This is a genomic window from Paenibacillus thailandensis, from assembly GCF_042685365.1.
Lineage (GTDB): Bacteria > Bacillota > Bacilli > Paenibacillales > Paenibacillaceae > Paenibacillus_AP > Paenibacillus_AP thailandensis.
Map to the genome: position 1 here is coordinate 265,747 of NZ_JBHUMY010000001.1, position 14,945 is coordinate 280,691.

The following is a 14,945-nucleotide window of genomic DNA, read 5'->3' on the forward strand; positions in this document are numbered from 1 at the left end:
CGCTTCAGCTTCGATTTTTACTCAAATTCTCGAAAAAAACGGAAAATTTACGGATGAAGTCCGCGTATTGTGCAATATCCTCGGCTTTTAAAGTGAAGTCTCTTGGCTTTCTCTTTCATGCGAAATTGCGTTCATAATAACATCCCAAAGCTGATCGCGCCCCATGCCCGTCTCCGAGGAGAACAAGACGACCGGGTCCGCCGGATCGGCTTCAAGCTTCTGTTTAATCGCTTTAACGTGCTTATCCCACTTGCTGCGCGGGATTTTATCGGCTTTCGTGCATACGATGCAAGTCGGAATGCCGTAATGCTTCAGCCAGCCGTACATCAGCACGTCGTCCCCGGTCGGCTCGTGCCTCGAATCGATGACCAGCAATTGCAGCTTCAGCGGCTCGCGGGTACGCAAATACGTTTCGATCATTTGCCCGAATTGCTCGCGCTGTTTTTTGGACACTTTCGCATAACCGTATCCCGGAAAATCGACGAAGTAAACCATATCGTTAACCCGATAGTAGTTCAACTGCTGCGTTTTTCCCGGCTGAGAGCTCGTTCTGGCCAAATTTTTGCGCATGATCATTCGGTTGATCAGCGACGATTTGCCGACATTGGAACGCCCTGCCAGAGCAATCTCCGGCAAGGCGTCCTCCGGATACTGCTCCGGCTTGACGGCGCTGATTACAAAATTCGCCTGTGTTATTTTCATAAAATCGGTGTTCCTGCTTTCTCTTCCGTATTTCGCAGGACGAGGGCATGCTTCAGCACTTCGTCCATATGGGAGACGGGTATAAATGTCATGTCGGACCGTACGCTGTCCGGTATTTCGTTCAAATCCCGCTCGTTGTCTTTGGGGAGCAGCACTTTCCGGATGCCCGCCCGATGGGCCGCGAGCGACTTCTCCTTCAAGCCTCCGATCGGAAGAACGCGTCCGCGCAGCGTAATTTCGCCGGTCATCGCCACTTCCTTCGATACGTAACGACCCGACAGCGCGGATATTAGCGCCGTTGCGATCGTAATGCCGGCCGAAGGACCGTCCTTCGGAATTGCGCCTTCCGGAATATGAATATGAATGTCGTATTTCTCGTGGAATTGCGGATCGATGCCCAGTTCCTCCGCTTTGGACCGCGTATAGCTGAAGGCCGCCTGGGCCGATTCCTTCATGACGTCGCCCAGCTTGCCCGTTAGGGTCAGCTTGCCGCTGCCCGGCATGACCGTCACCTCGATGACCAGCGTGTCGCCGCCGACTTCGGTCCATGCAAGGCCGGTAACGGCGCCCACCTGATCCTCTTGCTCGGCCAAGCTGTAGCGGAACTTCGGCGGTCCGAGCCATTCGATCAGCCGCTCATCGTCGACGTCGACGGCTTTATGCTCCACGCCCTCGTCGGCGACGATGGTCTTGGCGGCTTTGCGGCATATCGCGGCGATCTGCTGCTCCAAGTTGCGGACCCCCGCTTCGCGCGTATACTCGCGGATGACTTTAAGCAGAGCGGATTCTTCCACGCGCAGCTGATCTTCCTCGAGGCCGTGCTCCCGCTTCTGCTTCGGAAGCAGATAACGGGTCGCGATCTGCTGTTTCTCCAGCTCCGTATACCCCGGAATATAAAGCATCTCCATCCGGTCCAGAAGCGGACGGGGGATGTTGTGCACCGCATTGGCCGTCGTGACGAACATCACCTTGGACAAATCGAACGGCGCCTCGATGTAATGGTCGCTGAACGTGTTGTTCTGCTCGGGGTCCAGCACCTCAAGCAAAGCGGAAGCCGGGTCGCCGCGGAAATCCATGGCCATCTTGTCGATTTCGTCGAGCAGAAATACCGGATTCAGCGTCCCTGCCGTCTTCATCCCTTGAATGATCCGGCCCGGCATGGCGCCGACATACGTTCGGCGGTGTCCGCGTATTTCCGCTTCGTCGCGGACGCCGCCCAAGGAGATGCGCACGAATTTGCGGCCAAGCGATTTGGCGATCGAACGGGCGAGCGACGTTTTGCCGACGCCGGGCGGCCCGACGAGGCAAAGAATCGGCCCTTTCATTTGTTTCACCAATTTCTGCACCGCCAAATATTCGAGCACTCTCTCCTTCGGCTTCTCGAGCCCGTAATGGTCGTCGTTCAATATTTCCTCGGCTTTGCTTAAACTTAAGTCATCTTCCGTCTGCTTGTTCCAAGGAAGCGATAACAGCCAATCGATATAAGTGCGAATGACGCCGCCCTCCGCGGAAGTGGACGGCATCTTCTCCAGCCGGTCGATTTCTTTCTCGGCCTTCTCCTTCACGGCATCGGGCGCGCCGGATTCGGCAAGCTGAGCGCGCAGCTCCTCCACCTCGCCGGCTCTTCCTTCCTTCTCGCCGAGTTCCTTCTGGATCGCTTTCATCTGCTCGCGCAAATAATATTCCTTCTGCGTCTTTTCCATCTGCTTCTTGACGCGCTGGTTGATTTTGCGCTCCAGCTCCAGCACTTCGCGCTCGTTGTTCAAGAAGTCCAGAAGCTTCTCCAGCCTTTGCCGGATGTCAACCGTCTCCAATATTTCCTGCTTGTCTTTTATTTTGAGCGACAAGTGGCTCGTAATGACATCCGCGAGACGGCCGGGGTCGTCGATGTCGGCCACGGCGGCGTGCGTCTCGGGCGTGACTTTTTTGGAAAGCGAAATATAATGCTCGAATTGTCCGAGCACCGACCGCATCAGCGCGTCGACTTCGGGATCGTCCGTCTCCGGCTCCGGCAGCTCCTTGACCATAACCTCATAGAATTCGTCATTCGACAGATAGCTCGTAATTTCCGCCCGGACAACCCCTTCGACCAATACGCGGATCGTCCCGTTCGGAAGCTTGAGCATCTGGCGGACGCGGGCGATTGTCCCGATGCGATAAATATCGTCCTGCGTCGGTTCTTCGATGTTTACTTCCGATTGCGAGCACAACAGAATCAGATGCTCCTCGATCATGGCTCGCTCAAGCGCTTTTATCGATTTATCCCGGCCTACGTCCAGGTGGAGCACCATGCTGGGATACACAATCAACCCTCTAAGCGGAAGCAGGGGCAGTCGTTTCCCTCTTGATTTTCCTGGTCCCACTTCAGCACCCCCCATATTGTTAAAAAGATAAGATTTATCAACGTTCCCGTTATAAATCGGCTTATCTTTCCCGGCGAAACGATTCGTCCCGGACAAGACGGCGAAGCCGTTTCTGCTTGCGTCTCCTTATTTTAGCATTCTGTGGAATCAGCCTGCAAATAAGGGACCGGCGAAGCGATAAACCTGTCCGGCGATGCCGCCGCAGGCGTTTCTTTTGCAGCCTTCGGCTCTCCGGGGAAAACAAGGTCGAACACTTCTTCCACCCGGTCGACCGGGATGACTTGAATGCCTTGCAAATCGGCGAAAATTTCCTGCCAGTTTTCGCGCGGCACGATAACGCGTGTTGCGCCGGCCTGCAAAGCCGCCTCTACTTTGGCGAGCACGCCGCCGACCGGCTTGACGTTGCCGTGGATGCCAACCTCGCCCGTCATGGCCAGCTTGTTGTCGACCGGCTCGCCTTTAACGGCCGATGCGATTGCCGTCGCCATCGCTATCCCTGCGGAAGGGCCGTCGATCGGCGTTCCGCCGGGAAAGTTAATGTGAAGATCGTAGTCGTACGGATTAAGGCCGCAGCGGCGAAGCACCGTAAGCACGTTCTCAACCGAACCCCTCGCCATGCTTTTGCGGCGCAGCGTTCTGGATCCGCCCCCAAGCTCCTCTTCGTCGACAACTCCGGTAATCGTATATTGCCCTTGGCCTTTGACCGCCGGGATGGCGCTCACTTCGATTTCCAGCAGCGTACCCATATTCGGCCCGTAAACGGCCAAGCCGTTCACAAAGCCGACTTGCGGCGCAGCCGGTACTTTCCGGTCCGGACGGGGAGGAATTTGGCTGCTGTTGACGACCCACTCCACGTCGGCCGCCGTAATGCTGTCCCGCTTCTCCGACAAAGCGATGCCGGCCGCGAGTTGAATGACGTTTACCGCTTCGCGTCCGTTCGTCGCATACCGCTTAACGACTTCGATCGCTTCCGGACAAGGGGCGAAACCGATTTTTTTCACGGCGTTTTCGGCAATGTCGGCGATTTCCTCGGCCAGCAGCGGACGGAAATACACCTCCATGCAGCGGGAGCGGATCGCCGGCGGAATTTCCTGGGGCGAACGGGTCGTCGCTCCGACGAGACGGAAGTCGGCCGGCAAGCCGTTCTGGAAAATATCATGTATGTAAGTCGGAATATTGGAATCCTCCGAATTGTAATACGCGCTCTCCAGAAACACTTTGCGGTCTTCCAACACTTTTAAAAGCTTATTCATTTGAACCGGATGCAATTCTCCGATTTCGTCGATAAACAAAATGCCGCCGTGCGCCTTCGTCACCGCGCCCGGCTTCGGTTGCGGAATGCCCGCGACGCCCATCGCCCCCGCTCCCTGGTAAATCGGATCGTGAACGGAACCGATCAGCGGGTCGGCAATGCCGCGTTCGTCAAAGCGAGCCGTCGTCGCGTCGATCTCCGTAAATTTGGCGTCCGCCAAAAACGGGGAAGAAGGGTTCTTCTTCGCTTCCTCCAATACGACCCGGGCCGCAGCCGTCTTTCCGACCCCGGGCGGGCCGTAAATAATGACATGCTGCGGGTTCGCGCTGCATAGCGCCGCTTTAAGCGCCCGCAAGCCGTCGCGCTGCCCGACGATATCCTGCATCGTTTGCGGCCTCGTTTTTTCCGCAAGCGGTTTGGTCAGCGAGACCGAACGAAGCTTCCGCAGCTTATCCATCTCTTTGCGCGACTCCCTGTCCACCGCGGAACGGTTCGTTTTTTGGTTCCGCAACAGATTCCAGAAATAAAGCCCGATCACTACGGCAAAAAAAACTTGAATCAACATCAATACGACACTAATGTTCATGCACCATCGCTCCTCTCAAGGCAACTCCGAAAGCCGTCCCAATAGACGGCTAAGCTCCATACCTGTGTACTTGGTAGTATTGCCTTCTCGAAGAGGGAATAATCGTCTGGAATCAAAGGGGATCCCCTTTGGTCACCTTTTTTTGTGGTGCGCCTCCCCCACCCCCTCCTGAGGAGGGGGGTCCAAGGGTTTGCACCCTCTGGACACCCCAACCGGCGTGCCTGCGCGCGGCCGTCTTCGACAATCAAGCGAGCTGGCCCCGCGTTGTCCTGTCGGACAAAGCTCTACTGGAGTCATCCGGAAAACAAAAAAACGGCCGAGCCGGAGAACCGGTCAGCCGTGAAATAACAAATTTATTTATGGGCGTGCTGCTTGCGGCCCGGTATTTCGCCGGTCGCCTCGTAGACGCGAACGATTTCGTCGATTTCTTTCTTCAGCTCGTTGAGCAGCTCGGCCTCCGGAACTTTACGAATCATTTCCCCGTAGCGGAACAGCAAGCCTTCGCCGCGCGCGCCAGCAATGCCGATGTCCGCTTCGCGCGCTTCTCCCGGACCGTTAACGGCGCAGCCAAGCACCGATACTTTAATCGGCACCTTGATCTTCGAAATGTATTCTTCCACTTCATTAGCGATCGAGAACAGATCGATATCAAGCCGGCCGCAGGTCGGACAAGATACGAGCGTCGCGGCGTTGGAAATCAAGCCGAACGTCTTAAGCAGCTCGCGCGCCACTTTCACTTCCTCCACCGGGTCGGCGCTCAAGCTGATGCGGAGCGTGTTGCCGATGCCCATGGCGAGAAGAGCGCCGATGCCGGCCGAGCTTTTGATCGTGCCCGAATGGAGCGTTCCCGCCTCCGTAATGCCAAGGTGAAGCGGATAGCGGATTTTTTCCGCGGCCATCGAATAGGCGGCAATCGCCATCGGCACGTCGGAAGCTTTCAGCGACACGATAATATCGTGGAAATCAAGCTCCTCGAGAATGCCGATATGGAACAACGCGCTTTCTACCATCGCTTCCGGGGTCGGATAACCGTACTTCTCCAGCAGATGGTTTTCCAGCGAACCGGCGTTGACGCCGATGCGGATCGGAATGCCCTTCTCCTTGCACGCTTTGACGACGGCTTCCACTTTCTCGCGGCGGCCGATATTGCCCGGATTGATCCGTACCTTGTCGATGCCGTTCTCGATGGCCATCAGGGCCAAACGGTAATCGAAATGGATATCCGCGACAAGCGGGATATGAATGCGTTTCTTGATTTCTTTGATGGCTTCTGCCGCTTCCTTATTGTTCACCGTAACACGGACGATTTGACAGCCAGCTTCCTCCAAACGCAAAATCTCCGCAACGGTAGCTTCCACGTTGGCGGTTTTCGTCGTGCACATGCTTTGGATGATGACCTCGTCGCTTCCGCCAATCGTCAAATTGCCGACTTTAACCGGTATTGTATCTTTACGTGTATACATAAAGCGATCTCTCCCATGAACGTCAAAGTCCACCCCGAATAGGCGGCTTTCGACCGCGAATCCGGGGTGGATTCGATGACGGTTAATGCGCCGTCAGCTTAGGCGCTTTCTTCCTTTTTCTTGCCGCTGCCTTTTTTGGAAGTCAGTTCAGGCATGATTTTTTCTTGAATAGCTTTTTCCGTAATGACGCAAGTGCTGATGTCGTCGCGCGACGGCACCTCGTACATCACTTCGAGCATGACGCTTTCGATGATCGCTCGCAAGCCGCGGGCGCCCGTATTGCGCTTGATCGCTTCTTTGGCGATGGCGTCGAGAGCGGCCGGCTCGAAGTCGAGCTTCACGTTGTCCATCTCCAGCATCTTCTGGTATTGCTTCACGAGAGCGTTTTTCGGCTCGGACAAAATCCGCACGAGCGCCGCCTCGTCAAGCGGCTCCAGCGTCGAAATGACCGGAAGACGGCCAACGAATTCAGGGATCAAGCCGAATTTCAGCAAATCTTCAGGCAATACCATGGACAGGTATTCGCCCGGCTTCATTTCTTTTTGCGCTTCGCCGGAAGTGTGGAAACCGATCACCTTTTTGCCGATCCGGCGCTTGATGAGCTGCTCCAGACCATCGAACGCGCCGCCGCAAATGAACAGGATGTTCGTCGTATCGATTTGGATGAACTCCTGGTGCGGATGCTTGCGCCCGCCTTGCGGAGGCACCGAAGCGACCGTTCCTTCCAAAATTTTGAGCAGCGCCTGCTGGACGCCTTCGCCCGATACGTCGCGCGTAATGGACGGATTTTCCGACTTGCGGGCAACCTTGTCGATCTCGTCGATATAAATAATGCCGCGTTCGGCTTTTTCGACGTCGTAGTCGGCTGCTTGAATCAGCTTCAGCAGGATGTTCTCGACGTCTTCGCCCACGTAACCGGCTTCCGTCAAGGAAGTGGCGTCGGCGATCGCAAACGGCACGTTCAAAATTTTGGCCATCGTTTGAGCAAGCAGCGTCTTGCCCGAACCGGTAGGACCGATAAGCAAAATATTGCTCTTGGCCAGCTCGACGTCTTCGACTTTGTTTTGCGAATTGATCCGCTTGTAATGGTTGTATACGGCTACAGCCAGCGATTTCTTCGCTTGGTCTTGGCCGATAACGTACGAATCAAGAATGGCGCGAATATCTTTAGGCTTCGGAATGTCTTTCAGATCGAGCTCTTCCTCGTGGCCGAGCTCCTCCTCGACGATTTCCGTGCATAGTTCGATGCATTCGTCGCATATATAAACGCCGGGACCGGCCACAAGCTTGCGAACCTGATCCTGGGATTTGCCGCAAAACGAACATTTCAATTGGCCTTTCTCGTCATTAAATTTGAATCCCATCGGGATCACCCTTTCAACTCAATCTTATGTTACTGGAGATGTAATGACTTTGTCGATCAGGCCGTAAGCAAGAGCCTCTTCCGCGCTCATGAAGAAGTCGCGGTCGGTATCCCGCTCGATTTTCTCGTAAGGCTGGCCTGTTCGGTCTACATAGATTTGATTCAGCTTCTGCTTCGTCTTAAGAATCCAGTCGGCATGAATCTTAATGTCGGTGGCTTGACCCCTTACCCCGCCAAGCGGCTGATGGATCATCACTTCGCTGTTCGGCAGCGCAAAACGCTTGCCGGGAGCGCCGGCCGTAAGCAAGATCGATCCCATGCTTGCCGCCATGCCGACGCAAATGGTCGAAACGTCCGGCTTGATGTATTGCATTGTATCATAGATTCCCATGCCGGCTGTAACGGAACCGCCCGGGGAGTTAATGTAAAGATGAATGTCCTTCTCCGGATCGTCGGCCGCCAGGAACAGCAGCTGAGCAATGATGGAGTTTGCGACGTCGTCGTCGATGGCACTGCCGAGGAAAATAATGCGATCCTTCAGCAATCGCGAGTAAATATCGTAAGAACGTTCACCGCGGTTCGTTTGTTCAACTACGATCGGTACCAGATTCATTTGCGACCAACCTCTTTTCGGTTTATGACTTTTGTTACTCTTCTCATTGTATCATGTGCGCGACGCAATGTCATTTTTCCCGGCTTATTACAGTATACGAAAGGAGCGGTGCGTTATGTACATGGGCCGTTGGCCGGCCATCCCCGAAACCGTTAAAGCGATATGTATCCGATTGTTCCATATGTATGTAGCGTTAGCTTGACCGCATTTCGCGGAGGTTTTTCAGCCGGCCGGAAATCTCGGGACGCTTCGCCGTCCCAGGATGAGTTCCGGTGCGGTAAACTAAAGGCACGTACCGTTGACGTGCCTTTAGCCTGTTAAGTTGCGTATGGAATTGTGATAAATTCCGGTCCGTTAAGCGGCGACTTTGCTGTTGTCGACCAGGAATTGAATCGTTTTGCGAAGCTTCAAGTCTTCGCGCAAGCTTTCGATGCTGCCGTTGCGCGTAAACAGCTCGCGGATTTCTTCAACCGAACGGTTGTAGGAAGGAGCAAGCTTTTCCAGCTCGGCCGTTACGTCCTCTTCCGTTACTTCGATGTTCTCGGCGCTCGCGATCGCTTCCAGAACAAGGTTGTTCAGCACGCGTTTCTCCGCGTCGGAACGCATTTGGTCGCGAAGCACGGACTCGTTTTGACCGGAGAACTGGTAGTACAGCTCCATGTTCATGCCTTGCATGCGAAGACGGTTCTCGAAGTCGCGGACCATGAAGTCGATCTCGCGTTCGATCATCGCATTCGGGATTTCAACTTCGGCAGCTTCCGCCGCTTTCTCGATGACAGCCATTTCGCGAGCCGCTTCGTTGTCTTTCGCTTTGCGCTCTTTCAGCTTGTCCGCCAGATCTTTCTTATACTCGTCAAGCGTATCGAATTCGCTTACGTCCTTGGCGAACTCGTCGTCCAGCGCAGGCAGGTTTTTCCGTTTGATTTCGTGCAGTTTCACTTTGAACACGGCCGGTTTGCCGGCAAGCTCGGCAACATGGTAGCTTTCCGGGAACGTTACTTCCACGTCTTTGAAGTCGCCGATGTTCATGCCCACAACTTGATCTTCGAAGCCCGGGATGAACGAGCCCGAACCGAGCTCCAGGGAATAGCGCTCGCTTTTGCCGCCTTCGAACGGAACGCCGTCCACGAAGCCTTCGAAGTCGATTACGGCGATGTCCGTATTCTGCGCTTCGCCTTCGTCGATCGTCGTCAGCTCGGCATGACGCTGCTGCAGACGCTCCAGCTCGGCATTGATTTCTTCCTCCGACACTTCGTCGCTCAGCGCAGGAACTTCGATGCCTTTGTAATCGCCAAGCTTCACTTCCGGCTTAACGGTTACTTTCGCTTTGAACTTGAACGTTTCGCCTTTCGCGAATTGTTCGATGTCGATCTCAGGGCGGTCAACAGGCTCAAGCTTGTTTTCCTTTACGGCTTCCGAATAAGCGTCCGGCAAAATAATGTCGATTGCGTCTTGGTACAGAGCTTCAACCCCAAAACGGGATTCGAAAATGCCGCGAGGCACTTTGCCTTTGCGGAAGCCCGGCACGTTGACTTTCTTTACGACCTTCTTGAACGCTTGATCCAAAGCGGCAGCCACTTTCTCCGCTTCAACCTCGACGTCGATCGAGACGAGATTAGTGTCTATTTTTTCCCAAGTTGCTTTCATTTTATGCTTTCCCCTCCAAAATACGCCTGTATCAATAAATTACACGTTCCATAAACCATTCCATTATAAACAAACCGTTCCGTCATTTCAAGGCTGGGAATCATTGCCGCCCGGCGGCTGCAGCGCCGCAACCTGGCGCAAGGTCCGGCAAGCCTGCTCGTACCGGAACCGGAGCGGTTCGGTTATGCTGTAGGTCTCGCGTATAAAGTCGTCGTCCGCTTTGCCGTAAACGGTAAGCAGAAGGACGTGGTGCAGCGCCGCCGCGTAGCAGTCGACCCATTCCTCGTCGCCGCCGATCATCCATTCGAAGGAAGTGGTGCCGTACAAAAACTGAATGCTCTGCTTCCACAGCTCTCGGGCGAAATGCGGAAGCGTCGGGTCGTCCGATTCGGTAACGGATTCCACCCGTTCGATAATTTGGCTGACGGCAGCCGGAAAATCGTCCATCGAGAGCGGCGTTTTTTCGATTTCGAGCTCCGCGGTCTCCCCCATCCGCTCGAGCTCGATTTTGCCGCTCGCCCCTCTTTTGCGAAGGCATTGCAGCGCGTGGAACTGGACGACCGGGTGAATGGCGGGGTCCCCGGTCAACCATTCGACGATTTCCTCATCGATCGCCGGAGCTTGTATGTATACGCATCTTTCGAGCGCGAGCAGCTGCTGGTCCGGCATCGGATGGTTTTTCATGATGTAAAGAACCTGCTGCACGTAAGCTTCGTCCTGCTCCCTGGGGTTCAAGTATTGCTCGCGGATCAGCGCTTCTTCATCCGGATCTTCCTGCTCGGGAGCGGCGACCGCGCCGTCGCCGTCTCCCGCTTCCGGGAATGCCATCTCGAGCCAATTAAGGAGACTCGTCCACTCTTCGTAATGCCGCTCGTCCTCGCCTTGGCATTGCAGCAAAAACCGCAGCAGCTCCTTCGCCCTGCCGTATTGCTCCGACTCGAGCAGCCTGGTCAACTGAATTTGATATTGGTCGAGCATGTTCGGAAACAAATAAACGTTGTCCGTTCGTTTCTCATGCCGGTCGTTCGTTGTCGTAATGATAACACCGCCTTATTTTTACCTCAAAATCCGCCTGTATATGGTTTGCGTTCGATTATAACACGGAAGCGAAGAAGAAAAAACTGCAGGCCGCCTTCATTCCTTCGGCGACGAACGGTTTTCCGCGCTTCTTGCGCGGCATGAAGCGGACGTGTATAATTATTATATCCTTTGCGGGTGTAGTTCAATGGTAGAACGCCAGCTTCCCAAGCTTGAGGCGAGGGTTCGATTCCCTTCACCCGCTCCATACCGCGAATTCGCCATGCCGGCGGGCGTGGTTTTTTTTATGCCGATTTCCGCAGCTCGGAAACGGCTGGGCTATGCGATTAACGAAAAACGTCCTCGCTGCCGATATATAAATAGCGCCCCGCAATCCTGAACCAGAGCCAAAGGAGGTTCGAGCATGGATATCGCCGCAACGTCGTCCGCTTTCAGCCAAGCGGCGCTTATGCAGGCCGTAAGCCTGCGCGTGATGGACATGGCCCAAACGCAAGCGCAGCAGCAAGGCGACAATTTGGCCCAAATGATGGCCAGCGTACAGCCTCACATCGGGCGTCAGCTGGACATCAAAGTGTGACCCTGCGGGGGTCGCATTTTTTTCTTCAAAAAGATATTGCAAATCATAATATCCCCATGATATAATCTTAGTCATGTCCCAGTAGCTCAGCAGGATAGAGCAACGGCCTTCTAAGCCGTCGGTCGGGGGTTCGAATCCCTCCTGGGACGTTCCCTGAATTCTACATATCGAGGCAGAAAACTTCAAAAAGTCCGGATCCCATACATGGGATTCGGGCTTTTTTTCCTTTTTGAAACGGTCGACATAACCCCCTCCGTCCATTATATTGATTCCAGAAGTTCTATATAGCGGAGGCTGAAGACGATGACATACCGGTCCACCAAATGGCTAATCTTGATCATCCCTACGATAACGATAGGAGTATGGGAATATATCCGCCATACGCTGCTGCTGCCGTATTTGTCCATGGAAGCCGGCAACGCGCTGGCGCCGGTCATCGTGCTTGCCGTTACGGTGACCCTTGTCCGGAAGCTGTTCGCCGTTCTGGAGGAAACGAGGCAGGCGCTGGAGCGCGAGCGGATTGGGTCAGCGTCTTTGCGGGAGAGGGAGCAGCTGGCGAGAGAGCTGCACGACGGTCTATCGCAGTCGTTGTTTTTGCTCTCCGTCAAGCTGGATCTGCTTGACCGCGCCGATTTGCCCGAGAACGCCAAACGGACGTCGGAACAAATCCGAAGCACGGTAAAGCACATTTACGAGGATGTCCGCCAGCTGATCGACAATCTTCGGACGCCGGTCGCTTGCCAAGACGATTCGTTGCTCCAATCCGTCGGCCGGCTAGCAGCGGAGCTGGAGGAAAGCGGCGCGATGCAAGTGGAGCTCGATATCGAGATGGAGGGCGGCCTGCTGTCCAGCAAGGAAAAGGTGGAGCTTCTCGCCATTATCAGGGAAGCGATGTTTAACGCGCAGAAGCATGCGCAGGCGGAGCGGCTCGCGGTCTCCTGCCGGCACGATGCCGTTAACGGAGGGTTTGTCTGCTCCGTGACGGACAACGGCAGCGGCGTGCGGCCCCAGCAGATGCATGCCGCCGGCCGCTACGGCATCCGCATGATGCGGGAGAGGGCCGAAGCCATGGGCTGGACGTTCCGGATCGAAAGCCCGGCAAGCGTTCCGGGCGAGAACGGCGGGAATGCCGGGACCCGGGTCGAAATCGCCGCAAGGAGGCGAACGACATGAGGCTGAGCGGAAGCCGAAGCAAACAAACGGTTAAAGTGCTGATCGTCGACGACCATCCGCACGGACGGGAAGGAATGCGGGATATTTTAAGCATGGACGACGCGTTCGAAATTATCGGCGAAGCGGACGGCGGAGAAGCCGCCATCGCCCAAATCGGCGAGCGCATGCCCGACCTTGTGCTGATGGACATCCATATGCCGGGCGTCGGAGGATTGGAAGCGACGCAGCGCATCAAGCTGCTCTATCCGTCCGTCATCATCGTCATGGTCACGGTATCGGACGACATCTCGCATCTGTTCGAGGCGATCAAGCGAGGCGCGCAGGGCTATTTGCTCAAAAACTTGGCCCCCTCCGCCTGGCTTGAATATTTGAGGGCGGTCTCGATCGACGAAGCTCCCGTATCGAAGGAGCTGGCGTTCCGGCTTCTGAAGGAATTCGCCGCGGTTTCCGCAGCGGACGGCGCTGCATCTTCTTCCTCGGGCAACGGCGCCCCGGCCGCGAAAGCGGCGAACGACAGCCGGACGGAAAGCTTTGTCACGCCGCTGACGAACCGGGAGAAGGAAATATTGGAGCAGGTCGCGCTGGGCCGCTCCAACCGGGCGGTCGCGGAAGAGCTCGGTTTATCGGAGCATACCGTCAAAAACCATCTGAAAAACATTTTGCAAAAGCTACATTTGCAAAACCGCGTTCAGCTCGTCCGCTACGCCGTCGAAAACGGCATCGCGCCTTTCGGCGGCCACCAAGGCTAAGCCGCCGCTTTCGCACGCCTCCCGGCGCGGGTAGCCCTTTCGAGTCATGTCAAACCGCCTTTCTCCCCTTATAGTTAAACCGATGAGAGATACATAACGGAAAGAAAGGCGGAGACGGATTCGATGAAAAAGGGAGTATGGTCCATCGCCCTTGCCGCGGCGGCGTTGCTGCTGTTTGCGAACGCGGCAAGCGCGCACGTAACGGTTAATCCGAAGGAGGTTCAGGCAGGCGCCTATCAAGTGTTTACCGTAAGAGTGCCGAGCGAAAGCAAAAACAAGCATACGACAAGCGTTACGGTCGATATTCCGGCGCAAGTAAAAATTACCCGTACCCAGCCGGTTCCGGGCTGGAGCTACGAGCTGAAAAAAGACGCCGAAGGCCATATAACCGCCGTCAGTTGGAAAGCGGAAGGCCCGGGACTAGCCGAAACGGAGTTCCAGGACTTCCAGCTTTCCGGCCGCGTCGCCGACGATGCGGCGAGCTTGACGTGGGTAGCGCACCAAACGTATGACGACGGCACCGTCATCGACTGGGCGGCATCCGACGAAAATGCCGAATTCCCGGCATCCGTAACGACCGTTGCCGCTCCGGCCGGCAAAGCGGAATCCGCCGGCGGCACCCGGAGCTGGACGCTCGGACTGTCGATCGCGTCGCTTGCGCTATCCGCCGCAGCTCTTGTTATCGCCTTGGCGCGCCGCCGCAAAGGTTAAGCTGCTTAGGTGTCGAGGAGCAAACCTGCATACGAAAAAACAGCGCGTCAATCGAGCCGCTTTCGAGCTCCGGACGCGCTGTTTTTTTGCCTGCCAAATATCCGCTTCGACGTCAGGCGGCTCAACGGGAAATCTTCCAGCCGGCTTCGGCGTCCCGTTCGTTACGGCGGACCTTCCGGCCGTCGGATTGCCCGCCGCGGACGCCCCTCCCCCTTTCCACGGAAAACGAAACGAGGACTGCTTCATGCTCTCCCCTCCCGTTAAAACAAGTTCATCGAAGCGATATGGCGCTTCGTTTCTTCGGTGCCGCATTCGTACAGCAGCCGGTAAATTTGGGCGATCGTTTCGTCGTACCCGCTATTCAGCTCGCGATCCTCGTTCGAATCGAACACGCTTAGGCCGTAATGGCCTGCCTCCGCTTCTTCGACGCTGGACAAATCGCCGAAAAGCTCCTGCAGCTTGGACACCTCTTCTTCGGTTGCCCGAATGACAAGCTCGTAAGCCGCCGCATGAGGATCTTCCAGCACTTGTCCGGCCCCGACGGAAACGTAATACGTTTTTTTGCCGTCGCCGGCCCCGCCGGCTCGATCGTCATATTCATCGTATGCCATAAAGATTATTCAGCTCCCACGCAGAAATGACTTCGACGTCCTATTTCCAAAACATCTCCCCAATAGCATCCCATTCGGACAGACAATTTATGCCCAG

At 55.5% G+C, this 14,945-nt stretch carries 13 protein-coding genes and 2 tRNA genes; 6 read left to right on the top strand and 9 right to left on the bottom strand.

Going from position 1 to position 14,945, the window contains the following annotated elements:
- Positions 1-87: 87 nt before the first annotated feature.
- The 8 genes from yihA to ACFSW5_RS01220 form a co-directional block, all read right to left on the bottom strand.
- The gene (gene yihA / locus ACFSW5_RS01185; RefSeq protein WP_379268827.1) at positions 88-702 is read right to left on the bottom strand and encodes a ribosome biogenesis GTP-binding protein YihA/YsxC; all 615 of its coding nucleotides are present in this window, start codon (positions 700-702) and stop codon (positions 88-90) included.
- Positions 699-3,065 (bottom strand): endopeptidase La, encoded by a 2,367-nt coding sequence (lon, locus tag ACFSW5_RS01190; protein ID WP_379268830.1) that lies wholly within the window; start codon positions 3,063-3,065, stop codon positions 699-701. Before lon ends, yihA begins: the two co-directional genes overlap by 4 nt.
- Positions 3,066-3,196: 131 nt before the next feature.
- Positions 3,197-4,903: an ATP-dependent protease LonB gene (gene lonB / locus ACFSW5_RS01195; protein WP_379268832.1), complete on the bottom strand. Its 1,707-nt coding sequence runs from the start codon at positions 4,901-4,903 to the stop codon at positions 3,197-3,199.
- Positions 4,904-5,256: 353 nt separating this feature from the next.
- Positions 5,257-6,366 (bottom strand): flavodoxin-dependent (E)-4-hydroxy-3-methylbut-2-enyl-diphosphate synthase, encoded by a 1,110-nt coding sequence (ispG, locus tag ACFSW5_RS01200; RefSeq protein WP_379268835.1) that lies wholly within the window; start codon positions 6,364-6,366, stop codon positions 5,257-5,259.
- Positions 6,367-6,464: 98 nt separating this feature from the next.
- Complete coding sequence (clpX, locus tag ACFSW5_RS01205) at positions 6,465-7,730, bottom strand: ATP-dependent protease ATP-binding subunit ClpX (RefSeq protein WP_379268837.1); 1,266 nt, start codon at positions 7,728-7,730, stop codon at positions 6,465-6,467.
- 24 nt (positions 7,731-7,754) lie between these two features.
- Positions 7,755-8,342, bottom strand: coding sequence for an ATP-dependent Clp endopeptidase proteolytic subunit ClpP (gene clpP / locus ACFSW5_RS01210; protein WP_379268839.1), 588 nt, complete (start codon positions 8,340-8,342; stop codon positions 7,755-7,757).
- 354 nt (positions 8,343-8,696) lie between these two features.
- Positions 8,697-9,989: a trigger factor gene (gene tig, locus ACFSW5_RS01215; RefSeq protein WP_379268841.1), complete on the bottom strand. Its 1,293-nt coding sequence runs from the start codon at positions 9,987-9,989 to the stop codon at positions 8,697-8,699.
- Between the two features lie 87 nt (positions 9,990-10,076).
- Positions 10,077-10,979: a hypothetical protein gene (locus ACFSW5_RS01220; RefSeq protein ID WP_379268844.1), complete on the bottom strand. Its 903-nt coding sequence runs from the start codon at positions 10,977-10,979 to the stop codon at positions 10,077-10,079.
- Positions 10,980-11,200: 221 nt separating this feature from the next.
- Between ACFSW5_RS01220 and ACFSW5_RS01225 the strand changes: the two genes are divergently transcribed.
- The 6 genes from ACFSW5_RS01225 to ACFSW5_RS01250 all read left to right on the top strand — a co-directional run bounded on the left by ACFSW5_RS01225 (position 11,201) and on the right by ACFSW5_RS01250 (position 14,237).
- Positions 11,201-11,274: transfer RNA gene (locus ACFSW5_RS01225), tRNA-Gly, on the top strand.
- A 156-nt stretch (positions 11,275-11,430) separates the two neighbouring features.
- Complete coding sequence (locus ACFSW5_RS01230; protein WP_379268846.1) at positions 11,431-11,604, top strand: YjfB family protein; 174 nt, start codon at positions 11,431-11,433, stop codon at positions 11,602-11,604.
- Between the two features lie 75 nt (positions 11,605-11,679).
- A tRNA-Arg gene (locus ACFSW5_RS01235) sits at positions 11,680-11,753 on the top strand.
- Between the two features lie 154 nt (positions 11,754-11,907).
- Entirely contained in the window at positions 11,908-12,777 is an 870-nt protein-coding gene (locus tag ACFSW5_RS01240; protein WP_379268848.1) for a sensor histidine kinase, read from the top strand.
- Positions 12,774-13,526 carry a response regulator gene (locus ACFSW5_RS01245; protein ID WP_379268851.1) on the top strand — a complete coding sequence of 251 codons (753 nt, stop codon included), beginning with the start codon at positions 12,774-12,776 and terminating at the stop codon, positions 13,524-13,526. The genes ACFSW5_RS01240 and ACFSW5_RS01245 overlap by 4 nt, the downstream gene beginning before the upstream one ends.
- Positions 13,527-13,649: 123 nt before the next feature.
- Positions 13,650-14,237 carry a YcnI family copper-binding membrane protein gene (locus ACFSW5_RS01250; protein WP_379268853.1) on the top strand — a complete coding sequence of 196 codons (588 nt, stop codon included), beginning with the start codon at positions 13,650-13,652 and terminating at the stop codon, positions 14,235-14,237.
- A 260-nt stretch (positions 14,238-14,497) separates the two neighbouring features.
- Here the strand turns inward: ACFSW5_RS01250 and ACFSW5_RS01255 are convergent, their stop codons facing one another.
- Positions 14,498-14,848, bottom strand: coding sequence for a hypothetical protein (locus ACFSW5_RS01255; RefSeq protein WP_379268855.1), 351 nt, complete (start codon positions 14,846-14,848; stop codon positions 14,498-14,500).
- Positions 14,849-14,945 lie beyond the last annotated feature (97 nt).